Here is a 16,383-nt window from a genome sequence, read left to right on the forward strand (position 1 = left end):
TGAATATATACAAAACCCACCTGTATAATAGGTTATATACTTCTAGGGATAAAAGAGGTGTTCCCATGATCGAGCGCATGAAGGAGGATCACCACGAATTTTTGGATATCATTTTTTTCACTCCATCCGAATTCGAAAAATCCGGCGGAGCCTGGCCGATCCGTATCGGCCGCAACATGGCCAAAACCAACTATCACATTGGACCACGGACCACGCCGTTCCATTATTTGTTGTTCGTGCTGGAGGGCGAGGGTACATTCATTCAGAACGGGCAGCGTCATGCACTGCGTCCGAGAGATGCCTTCTGTCTTTTTCCCCACGTCACGCACGAATACTGGACCCATCCGGAAGAACCTTTGCAAAAAATATTCATCGCTTTCGACGGAAAACTCGCGACCGAGTTGCTCTCGCGCATCGGCCTTACGCCCGACTCCCCGCACCGCTCAGGCGTACTCACGCCGGAAACAGCAAATGGCATGCGTGCTTTCATGGAGGAAGTGCGCGAGCCCAAAGGAGGTTCAAGCGACCTGGGCCGGCTTACCCGTTTTCTGGGGCTATTCGACCGGATCAGCCGTTCACCGGCAGCCCGTGAGCTTCAGCCCGACGTCTCCATCCCCTGGCTTCAAAAAGGCAAGGAGTACATGGACATTCATTTTGCGGGAGGCATTACGGTGGAAGGCGTATCGGCGCATGCCGGGGTGGATCGCACCCATTTCGCGAAACAGTTCCGCAAAGCTTACGGTCTTTCTCCCGTGCAGTATATCCAACAGCTCAAAATGAACCAGGCCAAGCGTTTGCTTGTTCAGACACCGCTGACGTTAACCGAAGTCGCGCACTCGGTCGGTTATCCGGACTTGTTTTCGTTCTCCAAAGCGTTCAAAAAGCAGGTCGGGCAGCCGCCCAACCGCTACCGCATGATGGAGCGCAGCCAACGCTGACCCACCGTGTTTCTTGCATACACCATGACAAAAAGACAAGCTTCCTTATCCTAAGGAAAGCTTGTCTTCGAATGCCACTTCCGCTTGCGTATATCAGCGATGTTCTTCCTTGGTGCCTTTTGCCAGAGGAATGCCGTTTTTCTTGGCATACCAGGCTTGGTAATGATGGATTGCCACCCCTGCAAAAGACGAATGTTCCTTTCCAAGGCGGAACACGTTCGCAATCTCTTCATCCATATTGCTCAGCGTTTTGTTGTAGAAGGTCAGATGCTCCCCTTCATGCGTGTCCCCGAGTTCAGCGCCGATCCACACCTTTTTGCCGAGTTCATCCGCTTCGTCGAGCTCCTCGCGGGAAAGGTCATACATCTGCTGTCCGCTGTCCCGGTAAGCCATGATGGCCACGGCGTCGAAGCGGTTAATGATCCAGCGGCTGAGCGTGCCGCCGCCATTTGCCGCTTCGCGCCCATCCAGCCAGAACGGGATCGCCGCGCTCATGTACAATCCCGCTTCCTTGCCCTCAGCGGTCCAAGCGCTCATATTGTCCTGCCATTCCGCAATGACTTCACTCTGCTCTTGCTCCCAGCGCTGAAGCTGATACGGCTCCACGTCGAATTGAATGCCCGTGAACCGTTCTTCCGGTGCTGATGCCTCATTATAGGCCTTTACTTTGTCCACGAACGCAAGACCCTCTTCGCGCTTCTCCGTATAAGCCCAATCCGCATGGCCGTTCAACGCATGCACTTCCATTCCGGCCTTGTGCGCGGCAGCAACGAAATGGCGGTATGCATCCTCCGTGACCTCATCCTGCAGCTGCAAGAAAATGACTTCAATCCCCTGCTCTTTCGTGAACGCAATGATCTCCGGCGTTTGCTCGGCAATGATCGACGCATCCCACAGCCAGGTCGACTTATGCTCCTCGGTTGCGAACCACCGGAAGAGCCAGGGCAGGAGCAGCAGGCAGAACGTCAGTGCCAGCACAGCCCATTTTGCCTTGGCCGGCATCTTGCCCTTGAATGTCATCGGCTTTAGACGAGCAGCGCTTCGCTATGTTCGAGCACAGGATGTTGAATGGAATGGCCAATTTTGTAAATATGCGGCTGCGTGTAGCTGCGGAACGCATTGCGCGTGTCCAGAATCGGCACGCCGAGGTCGGCAATGTCGCCATACGGCAGGTCTTTATGGTTCGTGATCAGCACGATGCAGTCATATTTCTTGAACTGCTCCAGGCTGAACGGCACGCTTGGCACGGTCTCTCCATGCTTGTCGCGGAAGGAAGCGGCATATGGATCATAGTAGCTGACGTTGGCTCCGCTCTCTTTGAACAGCTCGTATACCTCAAGTCCCGGGGATTCACGCAAGTCCGCAATGTTAGGCTTGTACGCCATGCCGAGCAGCAGCACGTTCGAATTGCGCACCGACTTCGCGTATTCGTTCAGAATGACGGAGGCTTTGTTCAGCACGTAATACGGCATGTTGTCATTGGTGGACTGCGCCAGTTCAATGAATTTGCTGTAGAAACGGAAGCCCTTCGCTTTCCAGGACAGGTACATCGGGTCGAGCGGGATGCAGTGGCCTCCAATGCCCGGGCCCGGGTAGAACGGCATGAATCCGAACGGCTTCGTCGCCGCCGCGTCGATGACTTCCCAAATATCGATGCCCATGCGGTCGCACATCATCGCCATTTCGTTCACAAACGCGATGTTAACGCTGCGGAACGTGTTTTCGAGCAGTTTGGACATTTCGGCCACTTTCGGGGAGGATACCGGAACGACGGTTTGCACGTATTTGCTGTACAGTGCCGTTCCGAGCTTCAGGCACGATTCTGTCGTGCCTCCGATGACCTTCGGCGTATTGAACGTCGTGAAACGTCCGTTGGACGGGTCCACCCGTTCCGGCGAGAAGCACAGGAAATAGTCTTTGCCTGCTTCATGCCCGATCTTGTCCAACTCCTGCTGGATGAGCTCTTCGGTCGTTCCCGGGTAGGTCGTGCTTTCGAGCGTGATCAGCATGCCTGGCTTCATGTGCCGTTTGATCTGGTCCACAACCGTTTCGATGTAGGAGGTATCCGGGTCCTGATTCTCGCTCAGCGGCGTAGGCACGCAGATGCTGAGCGCATCGATCACGCGCAGCAGGCTGTAATCCGTCGTCGGCTGGAAACGGCCGGTTTGCATCACCTTTTTCAACTCGTCGGACGAAATGTCATGAATGTAGGAATCGCCATGATAGATACGATCCACCTTCGATGCATCCAGGTCGATGCCGATGACCGTGAAGCCCTGATTGACCATTTCCACGGCCAGCGGCAGACCTACGTAACCGAGCCCGACAACGCCGAGCACCGCTTCTTTATTCTCAATTGCATTCAGTAAAGTGTGAACATGCTGATTCTCCATGGTATTCCCTCCAGGCTGTATTTTTGGTTTTTTTGTATTTATATAAGCCGAAAGAATGCTTCGCACCAAGACACTTCGAGTACAGTACCATCTTCTGATCGCCGTTATCTCCTTATTTTGTTGAATCCCCTTTTGCTAAGGGGAAAATCCGGGGATAAGTTTATGCTTCCGATGCAGCTTTCTTTCAGAAAGCTTTTAGGCGACCGCTTCGCTTCTCCAGATTGGTTCTGCCTCTCCGTTAACGTGTGTATGTTTTTTGCGGTTTATATAAATATGTGTTCGTAGTATGTCTCGGCAGACGCTGGTTTCCTGCTGTTATGCACTGTTCGTGGTTGATTGTCGATCATCCGAACCAACTCAGTGCAGGCACCGCCGGATTCTCGCATCCAGTTCCACCGGGGAGAACGGTTTGGTCATATAGTCATTCACGCCGCTGCTGAAGCATTGGCTGATCGTTTCCTCCACTCTTTGCTCGGTTAACACCACGATTTTGGGCGGGTGTTCCACCTCCAGTTTCTGAATGTGGTGAATAAACGGGAGACCATCGATGCCGTACAAGTTCAGTTCGGTTAACACCAGGTCAGGCTCCACCTTTCCGATCAGTTCGAGCGCTGCGAGTCCATCCACCGCTTCGTAGGTTTCGTACCCCTGCATCTTCAGCCGCAATTGCAAAAATTCGCGGATCGTCGGATCATTATCGACAATCAGGATACGCTCCGCCCGTTCTGCCATCTGATCCGGCGTATAGATCTGGATGTCGGCGGAATCGACCCGTCGGGCGGATTCCGCCATTTGCTGGATGACCGCCTGGGACGGCCGATCCTTGTCCTTGAAGCTGGCTACCGCGATCTGCGGCCGTGCTCCCGGAACGGTTTCCAGCAAATGTTGTTTGATGCAAAGACCCTCATAGTGGACCTCATCCAACAGCAGACCTGGCAGCAGCACGCCAACCGTTTGGGTTGTGCCATCCTGCCATAACTGGAAGCCATACTCGTTCGTTCGCTCCAGATACGTTCGGACCTGCTGCTCCGGCGGGGATTGCCCTGCACAATGGATGAACATGAGGCCGCATGCTCCGGCCCCGATTCCCTTTACTTCCTGCTCCATGCTTCGGTACACGTTCGCGGCAGCTTCGCGCTGCAATGTCGCCGCATTCGACATGTTTTCTCCACCCTTCTCCTTTGGTTATCTATCATGGTCTTGCCGTATTGCTTCCGTTAACACCGGCTTGCCTGAACCCGGATCATGATTGGATCACGGCGGGAACTCAAGCCGCTTCGGTTGTGTCCTTGCTTTCTTCGGACCAGCTCTGACGCGTCATCGTGCCCCAGGAGTTGTTGTTTTGCAAAAACTGGATGTGCCCCTGCAATCTCCACAACACGCCGAGCTGATGGTAACCGACGAATTTCAAGGCCGAGAATACAAGCATCTTGCCCAGATCGGACAGCTTGTTGTAACGTCTGAATGCGATCTCCTCCAGAATGAGCGCCCCGATGCTCAGCAGATAACCGCTCACCAGGTTGAGCGTGCCGAACAATACGAGGATCGGCCACTGTGTCATGTCCAGCAGCACATATCCAACCAGTGCCAGCAAACCGGTAATCCGGAAGTAGGGGTTCAGCGCTTCAAAAATGACGTTATACGGCATCGTGATGAGTCCCATCACCTTGTACTTCGGATTGAACAGCATGCCGCGGTTTTCCAGCATGTTTTTAAGGTTTCCGCGTCCCCAGCGCTTGCGCTGGCTGGACAGGATACGGTAAGAATCCGGCGCTTGGGTCCAGCAAACGGCCTCGGGACAGAACGCCACGCGGTATTTCAATTTATTTTCCAGCATGTAGCGATGCAGCTTGATAATGATGTTCATGTCCTCGCCCGGATACCCGTCGCGATATCCGCCGACGGCAATGACGTAATCCTTGCGGAACAGGCCGAAGGCTCCCGAGACAATGATCAGGCCATTGATATGGCTCCAGCCGATCCGGCCTCCCAAAAATGCTTTGAGATACTCGATGGACTGGAACATCGGCCACATTTTGCGCGGCAGCGAAACGTCCTGCACGGCCCCGTTCTCGATTTTGCAGCCGTTGGCGATGCGTACATCGCCTCCGATGGCCACCGTTTCTTCCGGATTCTCCATGTACATGCGCGCCATGCGAATCAGGGCGTCCTTTTCGAGCAAGGAGTCGGCATCGATAGAAGAAATGAGCGGATAATGCGACAAGTTGATGCCCGCATTCAGCGAATCGGCCTTGCCTCCGTTTTCTTTGTCGATGACGTACAGTCCCGGGAACTCGGGGTTGTGATAAATGCCGCGAATCGTCTGGCAAGGAATCTTGCCCCGAACCTGGGCATTGGATATCGGTTTTAGCTTGTATTCTTTCAGCAGCAGCTTCAGCGTATTGTCGCTGGAACCGTCATTGACCACGATGACCTCATACGTCGGATAATTGAGCGTCATCAGGCAGTTTACATTTTCGATAATCGTGAGTTCCTCATTGTATGCCGGTACCAGGAGAGAAACGGAAGGCACCAGCTGCGAACCGGACAATGTGTTGTACTTCGAATAATTCGATCGTCTGAAGATGGTCCAGATGTTGCGGAATGACAGGGCCATAATCGAAAAATAAAGCGTATTGACAAAGACGACGTAATAAATCGCCACCATGCCGTAAATGAACAGCAGATCCCTAAGCAGTGTAATCCCCTCCTAACGCGGCTACGCCTGCGCGTTTCTTGTTTGTCCTGCCGGCTTTCATGGGACCAAAATACCGCTCGTACAACAGTCGTTTTTGGTTATGTGCAATCATCTGCTCCACGCCGCGATCGCCGGGTCCGGGATGCTGCATGATGCTCTCGACGTGCTGTTTGGCAATCTCGCGTTCGGCTCCCGTTCCATGCATGGCCGCCTGGCACAGCGCCTCGAATCCCGGTTCGCCCAACTTGCCGAGGCTCTCCGCGCTGTTATGACGCACACCCCAGTCTTCGTCGCGCAGCGCCTTGCGCAGCAATGGAATGCTGCCCGCGGCATGCTTGGAACCAAGCGCCTGCGCCACTTCGGCGCGCACTTCCGGGCTCTCGTCCTGCATCAGCCGGAGAATGGTTTCATCGCTTAACGTCGGACTTGCGCTGAGATACAGCTTCACCGCTTCGGCACGCACGTCCTGATGCTCCGCACCGACCAGCTTGCCTAGCGCAGGCATCACTTCCGGTACTGCCTGTCCCCACATGGCGACAAGGCCTACCTTCACAAAATCCGGCTTGTCCGATTCAAGCAGCTCGATCAACAGTTTGCTGGGGTCCAGACGGGTTTCCAGCAAGATATCCGCCGCCAGGTGGTGAATCGATTTGCCCTTGGTCAGCAGCAGCTCCAGCATCTCCTTCAGTTCACCCTGGCGTGCGGAACATCTTGCGATCGAGCGGGCGATCATAATCGCCATCGGTCCCGGCTTCTCGTCCCGGAGCAGTTCCATCAGACCCGGCACCGCCTCGGGACAGCGCATGCCTCCCAGGCGGTATGCCGCATCGATCTGGCGTCCGTAACGCAGCCTGCCGAGCTCCTTCAAATCCTGTTCCACCATGCCGGCTTCCCGGCACAATGCAATCAGCTTGTCGCGGTACTCGCCTTTAAACTGGTCGATCCATTCGATGAGCCTGTTTTGAATCACCCGCCTTTCGAGCGGAGCCAGTTTGCCTGGCGGCAAACGCAGCGGACGTTGTTCCGCCAGCGCTGCCTGCAAATACGCGAAGTAGTCGCGCTGCTTTTGCTCATAGTACTGCGCCTTGCGCTCTTTGCCGTTATGGGATATTTTCATCGCAAACAGCAGAATGACCCCGATCACGACAAGCGCCGCACAAATGTATAGAAACAGGTAGGCCAAAGCCAAATTCGAAAACATGTGACAAAGCCCTCCTCATTCTTTTTTCTTAGTTATTCGCCTTGAAAACTAGGTATTTGTTCGAAGCGTTCCCGCATGGCATCATAGCTCAGCTTCAGGCGTTCGCTGTAGTTTACTTGTTCCCACGGTTTCCAGCTGTAGACCGGCAGCGTCCGTAAATCCAGCGTATTTTTCTCACCGCCTGGCCATGCAACTTTTCCGGTGGCACGATCCGTCAACCATGGAACGATGGTGATGCCTTGGGTCGTTTCCGTCTCAAATGTTCTTCCTCCCGGCAGCGGTCCGTATTGGATGACTTGCAGGGAGCTTGGATCGCCGAAACCGAGCAGCATCCACGGAATTCGCATTTCCACCTGGTTCCCGCTATACTGCCAAGCGGTTAGCGAATCTTCGTCCGCTTGGCCTGGAGCGTTGGTGCCACGTTTCAATATGCCCACCTCGGCATCGAGGAACGGATGTGCAGATCGTGTATCGGGCGGAGTCATGGTCAGGCTGACCGCCAGTTTCCAAGGCTGAAACGGATCATCGGATAACTCCTCTTCCTTGGGAAGCATATTGTAGCCGTCTTTCCCGTACAAGCGCCTGTTGAAATCATAGTCCCGCGCGATTTCCACTTCGGATTCGTCATCCTTGCCCAGCGTGATCACCGTTTCCAGACCGTCGCTCATCGTCCGGCCCGGAAGGCGCTTGCCTGGCTGATTGCCGCCGGTCAGCGTGTTCGTGCCAAGACGGAGCAGCGTTTGCTTCGGATCGAATGGCTTGTCCAGCGTCACGCCAATGTACAGGTAGGCTTCGTCATGGGTCATTCGGATTTGCTGAATGCCTTCCACCTTGCCCTGCCAAACGTTGACCTCGCCTTCTTGCAGCGCGTCCCAATCATCCAGCTTGCCGTCGATGGTCAATCGATCCTGTTTGCCGGGATCCATGGCGAGCAAGCCGAACATCTTCTCGTTGGTCAGTACATTAAGCCAATACGCGCGCCGATCCGCCGGAATTTCAAACGGCATCGTGTTCCACGTTTTTTTGAACCATTCGTCCTGCCACATGAACAAGATGGCTCCCGCGTACCCTTCGTCGTAAATATCCTGGGTCAGCGAAGCGTCGATCTCGCCTTGCTCGGTCTCATTGTGTCCCCCTTGGTCCCTTCCGCCCATGCCCAGATGGGAAATGCCAAGCGAGGAAGGAACGCCGTATTCTGTAATCATTACAGGCATATCCGAAAACTCGGCTTTGAGTTTGCGCAAATAACTTTTGTACGTATTGTACTCCCCGTTTTCATCCTTGATGGTCTGCAGCGTCTGATCCGTATGGAACAAATCGGGATAATACGGATACACGTGATACGCCGCGAAATATCCCCCTTGCCAATCCACCGGCTTAATGTGGCGGGCATCCACGCTGACAAGATCCTCCTCGTACAACGGTTCTCCCGGATGTTCGAGCACATCGGTCGTCACCCAGTTGGTGAAGGTGACCGGATGTTCCCAGCCGTATGTTTTCTCCAATCCGGCGGTGTAATCCAGCAGTTCAGCCAACCAGTTCTCGAACGGCGAAGCATCCGCCGTGCCCGCAAACTGGGCTCCCTTGTACTGCGGAACATCCGCATGCTTGGCATTGGTATTCTCCACCATGGTCGGGTCCCATTCCGTGCCCACATGCCAGGCCATCAAATATTTCCCCGCATCGGCCGTATATTCCCCGCTCGAAGCCCCTTGCTTCTCGGGAACGTCCGCATCCCCGTAAACGGCGGAAACCGCCTTTTCGATTTCCTGTTTGAACGTCTGCACGATGTGGTCGGCATAGGCGTCCTTGCCCTCGATCAACTGCTCCTCCGGCGACCATATGCCCTGTATAAAATATAACGGTTGCTCGCGGCCGCGATTGTAATCGACCAAAGCCGAGTAAAAAATCGGTTCATGGACCGTATAAATCCGGATCACATTGGCGCCCAGCTCCTGAATCTGCCCGAACCACCTCTGATAATCCTCCTTGGTCAGCGGAAACTCTCCCGGATAATGGCCCGGCGACGTTGCGCCCAAATTCACGCCTTTGACGAACATTTCCCGCCATATGCCATCCTGGCCATACTCCATGAACTTGGCTCCCTCGGTCTTGAACTTCATTTCCGCACCATTCTCCGCCGTGTACGTCGCGAGCCGGGGCTGCATAAACTGCCAGCCTGCCAGCACTCCGCCGGCCAGCACTGCCGTCCCAGCCAGCAACGTCAGCATCCAGCGCTTTCGTCTTCGTCTGCTCATGGCCTTCGATTGCCCACCTCACTATTATGCAATTTATCCTCACGCCTCTTTTTTTGCAGAAACCAGGAGGAACGCGGAATTTCTCGCATTCATGCTCGTTGACATCGTTCGGGATGTCTGCGGTGTAGTCTCACTATAGCGCCAAGACTCTGCTTTTGTAACTAGGCTGATGGAAGCAAACCTGAAAATGAAACATTTTGCCTATTATTCTCAAAAAATCAAGTAATTGAGCGTTTTGAGAAGCCTGCACCATCCATGAAAACAAAGCATGCATCGCCGCGATTGAGCACCCGTCCACATCTTTTCTTTCAGCCGTGTCCCCGCCCGAGGATGTTATGTGTATGGCGGGTTGAAGCTGACGTCAATCTTGGACGCTTACCCCATTAAACGCCTGTCATGTTGTAAAGTTGCGCTTTATTTTTACAGTATTAACCATAAAGATTACAAAATTGATACTATAGTCCGATAACGCAGCAGCGGAAAACCGCATGGCATCAAGGTTTTCTGAAAAGAGCAGAAAATGAAAAAAAGGACATCAGTCCCCCTATGGGACCGTGTCCTTGATCATATTTCTTTACAAACATCAAAACGACCGCCCAGACATCGCCCAGAGGTCACAGATAGATAACATATAATGTAAAAACACACTTCTTATTCCCTATATTTCTCCGTTTTCGCTCTTCTGCCCATCCCCTTTCCCATTTGCAAATAATTCCGGTTGTCGCAAGAAGCATTCTCGGATATGCTTATAAAAAGAGAACACTTGTTCTATACTATGGATAAATGATCATATACTACACTGTTCGCACGTCTAAAGACGCCGCGATCCTGCAGGCCCGATGTTCATTCGGAATATCCTGCCCACCAATGGACAAAGGAGAGAATCGCATGGAACGCCAAAAGGGGCCTGTCATTATGCTGGCCGACTGCCAGTCATTTTATGCCAGCGTGGAGAAATCGGCACATCCCGAATATAAGGACCGTCCCCTGGTGGTAGCGGGTGACCCCGCCCGCCGTTCGGGCATCATTCTGGCAGCTTGCCCTCTCGCCAAGTCGTACGGCATTACGACGGCCGAACGGCTGGGCGAAGCCTTGGCCAAGTGTCCGGACGTCGTCGTCATCCGCCCGCGGATGGCCGAATACATTCGGGTGTCGCTGCACATTACGAACATTCTGCAGTCCTATACCGACCTGGTCGAGCCCTACAGCATTGATGAACAGTTTCTGGATGTCACCGGAAGTCTGGACTTGTTCGGCGACCCGGAAACGATTGCCCGCAGCATTCAGGCACGGGTCATGGATGAGACGGGCGTACGGATTCGCATCGGCATCAGCGATACCAAGGTCGTGAGCAAGATGGCCTGCGACCTTTTCGCCAAAAAAATGCCTGGCGGCATCTGCACCCTGCCCCGGAAGGATATGCCGGCACTGTTATGGCCTAAACCCGTCCGGGACATGTTCATGGTTGGCTCCCGAATGGCAAAGCATCTGTACAACATGGGCATTCATACGATTGGCGACCTCGCGCAGACCCCTTTGCCCCGGCTGAGGGAACGCTGGGGAGTGAACGGCGAGGTGCTCTGGCGCATTGCCCGCGGCATCGACGATTCGCCCGTAAGGCCAGGAACCTATGCCCATCAGCAGCAAGGGATCGGCCACCAAATGACGCTGCCCCGGGACTACGATACTTGGGCGGATATTAAGGTCGTGCTGCTGGAATTAGCCGAACTGGTATGCAGGCGTGCCCGGGACAAAGCGCTCATGGGGCAGGTTGTGTCGGTCGGCTGCCGGGGGCATGATTTCGATCGGCCCACCGGTTTCTCCCGCCAAATGAAGGTGGGGGAGCCCACCAACATCACGGACGAAGTCTATGATGCTGCGGCCGCACTCTTCTTGCGCCACTGGGACGGTCTGCCCATCCGCCGCATCGGCGTATCCTTGACAGGTCTTATGTCGGATGCCGAAGTACAGCTCTCCTGGTTCGATGGACGGGATCGCAAGCGGGAACTGGAACGGGCCACGGACGGCATCAAACGCAAATTCGGGGACACCGCCATCATGCGTGCTTCCTCGCTGAATGCATCCGGGCAGGCTCAGGATCGTGCCCACAAAATCGGAGGTCATTACAAATGAGCAAAAAATTACAGCATAACGGGTTATTCGAATCTTCGCGCATGATGCTTCCCGAACATCGGGAGGCCTATATTTTGCATCAGGAGCGCCTCGCTCCCCGCAGCCGTCCTTCCCTCGATATGCAGGCGGCCGAGGAAATGTCGCGTTTGCTTAGCAGTTCCATGGTGCTGGGAGACCGAATCACGATCACCTTGTTCCACGAATACGACGATGTGCGCGTGACCGGTCAGGTCGTTCGTTTGGACCGTCCTGCACGTACGCTCCGCATGCAGACGGAAGACGGGATGCGTGATGTGCAGATGAATCTCATTACGGATGTTGCTCTGGCGGACTAGACGCATCCATCTCTTCCGTAATCAGGAAACAGGTTCTTGCTTTGAAGAAGATGGGCCCGTAGGTACTTGGACTTGGCTCGACCTTGATCCGGAAACCGGATGCGGTCATCGAGAAGGTGCGGTCAAACGAGGAATGAAACAGGCCGGGTTACGGGTCGCGATGGAATGATGGCAGTAACTGCAATATATAAGAAGCCTGATGCCCGGCTTGCAGGACCGTGTGCCTAGCATGCCAAACCTTTGATGTGTCGCAGCCTGCTCCCTGCACCGGCATCCATCGCTCGTTCGAAAGAAGCAATTTGGTCCGTGACGGTTTTTCAGGCTGCCACCAAGGGTAATGATAAAGTTACGGCTTCAGCTCGGCTTCAATCAGAACATGCTCCACTGAAATTCCTTCGACAAACGTTCCAACAAATGTACGCCCGCGATGCTGTTGCCCTTCCGGTTCAGTGCAGGACCTACCAGGCCGATGCCGAATTGCCCCGGAACCAGGGTCAGAATGCCTCCGGACACCCCGCTTTTGGCCGGCAATCCGACCTGAATCGCAAATTCGCCGGACGCGTTGTACATGCCGCAGGTGGTCATGAACGTTTTGGCAATTTGCACATAACGGCGCGGAATCAGTTCTTCCCCGCTAATGGGATCGGTTCCGTCATAAGCAAGCACCAGCGCCATGCGGGCCAAATCCGTACAGGTTACCTCAATCGAGCAGTGGCGGAAATACACGGCCAGCACATCTTCCACATCGTCCTTAAGCACGCCGTTATGCTTCAGGAAGTAGGCGAGCGACCGGTTCAGATGTCCGGTTTCCGACTCGGATTGAAATACGGCTTCGTCGTAGCCCAACCGGTCGTTATGCGCCAATTTCCGAAAAAAATCCAAAATGCGCTGCGATTTTTCCGTTTTGCAATCCCCGGCGACGAGAGAAGACACGGTAATGGCACCGGCGTTAATCAGCGGATTAAACGGAATGCCGGGTTCGACCAGCTCCAGCTTGATCATCGAATTGTAGTCATCTCCGGTAGGTTCCATGCCCACATTGAAAAAGACGGCCTCTTCTCCATGGTCCATCAAGGCCAGAATCAAGGTAAACACTTTGGAAATGCTCTGCATCGTAAACGTCACGCCGCAATCTCCTGCCGACACGCTCCGGCCCTCGGCGTCCATGATATGAATGCCCAGACCGTCAGGCGAAGCCTTGGCCAACTCGGGGATATACGAGGCGACTTTCCCTTGTCCTGTATGCAAGCGGCTGGTCTCCAACCATTCCGGCAAGAGCAGATTCAAGCGTTCCATCGTTGTGTTGCTCACTTCCATCTCCTCCAACTCCTTCTGATGTCTATGTATCACGCCCTAGATTTGGTGTAATCTCTATCTTTGACGTGTCAAATCCAATTCCAATATTTCACCCGGGAGACCGTCGTAATCGCCCACCCACACTGAAGCAAACTGCTGTTTCGTCAAAATACGGCGCGAAGCTGCATTCGAAGGATCAATAATGGCGTATAATACGCCAATTTGCCTATATTCTAAGGTAGCCTGTTCAATCAGGCGTGCAGCAATTTTGGTGCCATACCCTTTTCCCCAGTGCTCCGGCAAAATCATGTAACCCAACTCGGCCCGTGCCGGATCGGTTGCATCCGGAATCAGTTTCGCATAACCAACAGCGACTCCGGCAGTATCCATTACCCGATAATATCCGCCAATATGCCCGGCATTATAATCAAGCATCTGCGCGAACTGCGTTCGGGCTTCGGGTTCGGGCGTCGTGCACTCCGTGATCTGTTTCATGACTTCCATATTGGAGACAAGCGCGTAATAGTCATCGAAATGGGATGCGGCATATTTGACGAACTTCATTTATGTCCTCCTTTTGTACAGACACCAACCCGTACTGCGATGATGTAGATAGAGTATATCAGATGCCATATCATCCGTGCACGCCCGGAGAAAAGAAATTGGATACGACATGCAAAACAGGCGACCTCATGCGAAGCCGCCTGTTTTCTTTCATACGATCTATATCTGTTTGACTCTATTTTGCCGAATCGATGATTTGGATAGTATCTTCAACTCGCCCGGGAAGAAGGATTAAAGCTCATTTTCCGTTCGCGCTGTCTCATACGGCGGCTTTGACCCGGGGGCATAACGATCAGCGCAAGCAGCAGCGAGATGGCGCAAAGTACGGCAATGACGATAAACGTCAGATGAAATCCGCCCAGCATGGCGCTAATGAACGACCCGGCCAGTGCGCCAAAACCAAACCCCTGGTAGATGACGCCGTAGTTTTTGCTTTGATTCTTCAGCCCGAAGTAATCGGCCACAATGGCTGGGAAGACGGTGATGTTTCCGCCGAAACAGAAGGCCACGGCTGCCACGCAGGCAAAGAAGATGCCAAAGTTCAATGGAACCAGGCTTAACGTCATAACGGCGATGGCCGTCACGAGCAAAGCACCGGCAATGACTTTCATGCGCCCCACTTTGTCCGAAAGCGCCCCCAAAATAATGCGTCCAGCGGTATTAAAAATCGCGACCATCGCGACCGCATTCGCCGCAGTAGCCACGTCCAGCCCGGCCAATTGTACGCCAATGTCTTTGACGATGCCGATCAGGTACAGGCCGCTCATGCAAGCCGTGAAAAAGATGACGAACAACATGTACGCTTCTTTCGTACGCAGCATTTCTTTCACCGTATATTGATGGCGCGCATTCACCTGTGCCGTTCCTTGGGCCGTATCGGCAGAACCCTGCTCACGCATAACGGCTTCCCGAATCAGGAACGAACCTGCCACGATCAGCACCAAAACGATGATTCCCCAATACATGAATGCCTGCGCGGGACCAACCGAACCGATCAGCGCCGAGTTCACGTATTTGAAGAGCAAACTTCCCGTGCCGAAAGCACCCACCGAGATTCCCGAAATGAGTCCTTTGCGCTCGGGAAACCATTTGATCAGATTGGACAGCGACGTAATGTAGGCCGTACCGTCGGCGAAACCGACCACGAAACCGGCCAAAATATAAAGCAGCGTCAACGAGCTGGCTTGCGAGCTAAGCATAAGTCCCAGCCCAAGCACTACCCCGGCGATGCGGATAAGTCGTCTCAATCCCATTCGTTCCTGCAGTCTGCCGGCAAACAAGGTTGCGAATGCCAACGCAAAACTGGTGATCGAAAACGTAATCGCAACCGAGCTGACATCCCAGCCGAAGCGATCGGCCAGCGGTTGGTTGAATAAACTCCAAGTGTATATGGTTCCCAGTCCCATCTGTACAATGATGGTGCCAAGCACGATGAGCCACCGGTTCACGTTGATTGTTGTAGTGTCGGATTTAGCTCCGGATGAAATTGCCGCATTCATGATGATCTCCCCTTTATGGACGTCTGCTTCTCTGAATACCTTTCCTTTACAAACCCATCATACATGAAAGGGGATTCATAACGTCCATTTCGGCATGAGTTGCATCAAATGCGGAATGAATTGCCGTCAAATACGCATGAGCTGCCTGAATTCTTTGACCTTTCCGCGGCTGACCGGAACTTCGGCCTCCAGATCCCGCAAGCGAAGCAGGTACGTATTGTTGAACCAGGGCACGATTTCGCGAATCTGGGACAGATTGACCAAATACGAGCGATGGCACCGGAAGAACATTTCCTGAGGCAAACGTGCGTGAAAATCCGAAATGCTGACAGGCATCGTGTACTCCCCGCTTTTGGCATACACCTTCGTGACCTTCTCTTGCGCTTCCGCATAATAAATGTCCGCCGGATCCGTGACGATGATGTTGTCATTGCGCAGCAAATTGATTTTGCCGCTTGTTACGCTCGTGCCTTGTACAGCAGCGGAATGCGTTCCAGTTCCAGCATGCTTTTCTCCGGAACTCGTTCCCCCTTCCCCCACATGTCCGCCGATGCCAGGGTGCTCCATGTTTGGCTGTCCTTCAACAGCCTTCATTGGGACAGCATGTACATTCGAGGCCGTTTGACTCGCGATTTGTGCATATCCGGATTCCATGGTTTCCGAGGTTTTTGTACCCTCGCCTGGTTCTGCATGGTCCCGTCGAAAAGCAGCCTCTAATTTCTTCAACATGGCAGCAATCCGCTTCTCATCATACGGTTTCAGAATATAATCAAAGGCCTCCAGCTCAAAGGCTTCTGCCGCATGCTCCTTATATGCCGTGGTAAATACGATGTAGGGCTTTCGGGCAAACATGCCGATGTGGTGGGCCAACATCATGCCATCCAGGGACGGAATGTTGATATCAAGGAAAATGACATCCACTTCCTGCTCCTGCAAAAATTTCAGCACATCCAGCCCATCCTCCAGGCAGTCCACCACTTCAATAGCGCTATGCGCGCGTATCAGGTAATTCAGTTCCTCGCTAGCGGGGATTTCATCTTCAACAATGAGTGCTCTCATGTTCCGCTT

Annotated in this window: 13 protein-coding genes; 3 read left to right on the forward strand and 10 right to left on the reverse strand. The window is 53.6% G+C overall.

Annotated elements, in window-relative coordinates:
* Nucleotides 1–65 precede the first annotated feature (65 nt).
* Nucleotides 66–938 (forward strand): AraC family transcriptional regulator, encoded by an 873-nt coding sequence (locus MKY59_RS20315; protein WP_339273443.1) that lies wholly within the window; start codon nt 66–68, stop codon nt 936–938.
* Nucleotides 939–1,031: 93 nt separating this feature from the next.
* Here MKY59_RS20315 and MKY59_RS20320 read toward each other — a convergent pair whose 3' ends face one another.
* The 6 genes from MKY59_RS20320 to MKY59_RS20345 all read right to left on the reverse strand — a co-directional run bounded on the left by MKY59_RS20320 (nt 1,032) and on the right by MKY59_RS20345 (nt 9,488).
* A complete protein-coding gene (locus MKY59_RS20320; protein ID WP_339273445.1) occupies nt 1,032–1,940 on the reverse strand; it encodes a hypothetical protein in 909 nt (302 codons plus the stop codon).
* 23 nt (nt 1,941–1,963) lie between these two features.
* Nucleotides 1,964–3,331: a nucleotide sugar dehydrogenase gene (locus tag MKY59_RS20325; protein WP_339273447.1), complete on the reverse strand. Its 1,368-nt coding sequence runs from the start codon at nt 3,329–3,331 to the stop codon at nt 1,964–1,966.
* 357 nt (nt 3,332–3,688) lie between these two features.
* Nucleotides 3,689–4,492 (reverse strand): response regulator transcription factor, encoded by an 804-nt coding sequence (locus MKY59_RS20330; protein ID WP_339273449.1) that lies wholly within the window; start codon nt 4,490–4,492, stop codon nt 3,689–3,691.
* A 106-nt stretch (nt 4,493–4,598) separates the two neighbouring features.
* Nucleotides 4,599–5,999: a glycosyltransferase gene (locus tag MKY59_RS20335; RefSeq protein WP_339273451.1), complete on the reverse strand. Its 1,401-nt coding sequence runs from the start codon at nt 5,997–5,999 to the stop codon at nt 4,599–4,601.
* A gap of 22 nt (nt 6,000–6,021) precedes the next feature.
* Entirely contained in the window at nt 6,022–7,230 is a 1,209-nt protein-coding gene (locus tag MKY59_RS20340) for a HEAT repeat domain-containing protein (RefSeq protein WP_236416381.1), read from the reverse strand.
* Nucleotides 7,231–7,262: 32 nt separating this feature from the next.
* The gene (locus tag MKY59_RS20345; RefSeq protein WP_339273453.1) at nt 7,263–9,488 is read right to left on the reverse strand and encodes a hypothetical protein; all 2,226 of its coding nucleotides are present in this window, start codon (nt 9,486–9,488) and stop codon (nt 7,263–7,265) included.
* Nucleotides 9,489–10,376: 888 nt separating this feature from the next.
* Here MKY59_RS20345 and MKY59_RS20350 point away from each other — a divergent pair.
* Nucleotides 10,377–11,621: a DNA polymerase IV gene (locus MKY59_RS20350; protein ID WP_236416385.1), complete on the forward strand. Its 1,245-nt coding sequence runs from the start codon at nt 10,377–10,379 to the stop codon at nt 11,619–11,621.
* Nucleotides 11,618–11,956: a YolD-like family protein gene (locus tag MKY59_RS20355; protein ID WP_236416387.1), complete on the forward strand. Its 339-nt coding sequence runs from the start codon at nt 11,618–11,620 to the stop codon at nt 11,954–11,956. Before MKY59_RS20350 ends, MKY59_RS20355 begins: the two co-directional genes overlap by 4 nt.
* A 369-nt stretch (nt 11,957–12,325) precedes the next feature.
* Here the strand turns inward: MKY59_RS20355 and glsA are convergent, their stop codons facing one another.
* The 4 genes from glsA to MKY59_RS20375 form a co-directional block, all read right to left on the reverse strand.
* On the reverse strand, nt 12,326–13,273 hold the full coding sequence (gene glsA, locus MKY59_RS20360) for a glutaminase A (RefSeq protein WP_236416389.1): 948 nt from the start codon (nt 13,271–13,273) through the stop codon (nt 12,326–12,328).
* A 54-nt stretch (nt 13,274–13,327) separates the two neighbouring features.
* Entirely contained in the window at nt 13,328–13,816 is a 489-nt protein-coding gene (locus MKY59_RS20365) for a GNAT family N-acetyltransferase (protein ID WP_339273455.1), read from the reverse strand.
* A 209-nt stretch (nt 13,817–14,025) separates the two neighbouring features.
* Nucleotides 14,026–15,315 carry an OFA family MFS transporter gene (locus MKY59_RS20370; protein ID WP_339273456.1) on the reverse strand — a complete coding sequence of 430 codons (1,290 nt, stop codon included), beginning with the start codon at nt 15,313–15,315 and terminating at the stop codon, nt 14,026–14,028.
* A gap of 126 nt (nt 15,316–15,441) precedes the next feature.
* Nucleotides 15,442–16,374 carry a LytTR family DNA-binding domain-containing protein gene (locus MKY59_RS20375; RefSeq protein ID WP_339273458.1) on the reverse strand — a complete coding sequence of 311 codons (933 nt, stop codon included), beginning with the start codon at nt 16,372–16,374 and terminating at the stop codon, nt 15,442–15,444.
* Nucleotides 16,375–16,383 lie beyond the last annotated feature (9 nt).

The organism is Paenibacillus sp. FSL W8-0426 (genome assembly GCF_037969725.1).
Taxonomy (GTDB): domain Bacteria; phylum Bacillota; class Bacilli; order Paenibacillales; family Paenibacillaceae; genus Paenibacillus; species Paenibacillus hubeiensis.

Coding starts and splice junctions, on each gene's coding strand:
- MKY59_RS20315 (WP_339273443.1), top strand. CDS start 66: ATGATCGAGCGCATGAAGGAGGATCACCACGAATTTTTGGATATCATT.
- MKY59_RS20320 (WP_339273445.1), bottom strand. CDS start 1,940: ATGCCGGCCAAGGCAAAATGGGCTGTGCTGGCACTGACGTTCTGCCTG.
- MKY59_RS20325 (WP_339273447.1), bottom strand. CDS start 3,331: ATGGAGAATCAGCATGTTCACACTTTACTGAATGCAATTGAGAATAAA.
- MKY59_RS20330 (WP_339273449.1), bottom strand. CDS start 4,492: ATGTCGAATGCGGCGACATTGCAGCGCGAAGCTGCCGCGAACGTGTAC.
- MKY59_RS20335 (WP_339273451.1), bottom strand. CDS start 5,999: ATGGTGGCGATTTATTACGTCGTCTTTGTCAATACGCTTTATTTTTCG.
- MKY59_RS20340 (WP_236416381.1), bottom strand. CDS start 7,230: ATGTTTTCGAATTTGGCTTTGGCCTACCTGTTTCTATACATTTGTGCG.
- MKY59_RS20345 (WP_339273453.1), bottom strand. CDS start 9,488: ATGAGCAGACGAAGACGAAAGCGCTGGATGCTGACGTTGCTGGCTGGG.
- MKY59_RS20350 (WP_236416385.1), top strand. CDS start 10,377: ATGGAACGCCAAAAGGGGCCTGTCATTATGCTGGCCGACTGCCAGTCA.
- MKY59_RS20355 (WP_236416387.1), top strand. CDS start 11,618: ATGAGCAAAAAATTACAGCATAACGGGTTATTCGAATCTTCGCGCATG.
- glsA (WP_236416389.1), bottom strand. CDS start 13,273: ATGGAAGTGAGCAACACAACGATGGAACGCTTGAATCTGCTCTTGCCG.
- MKY59_RS20365 (WP_339273455.1), bottom strand. CDS start 13,816: ATGAAGTTCGTCAAATATGCCGCATCCCATTTCGATGACTATTACGCG.
- MKY59_RS20370 (WP_339273456.1), bottom strand. CDS start 15,315: ATGAATGCGGCAATTTCATCCGGAGCTAAATCCGACACTACAACAATC.
- MKY59_RS20375 (WP_339273458.1), bottom strand. CDS start 16,374: ATGAGAGCACTCATTGTTGAAGATGAAATCCCCGCTAGCGAGGAACTG.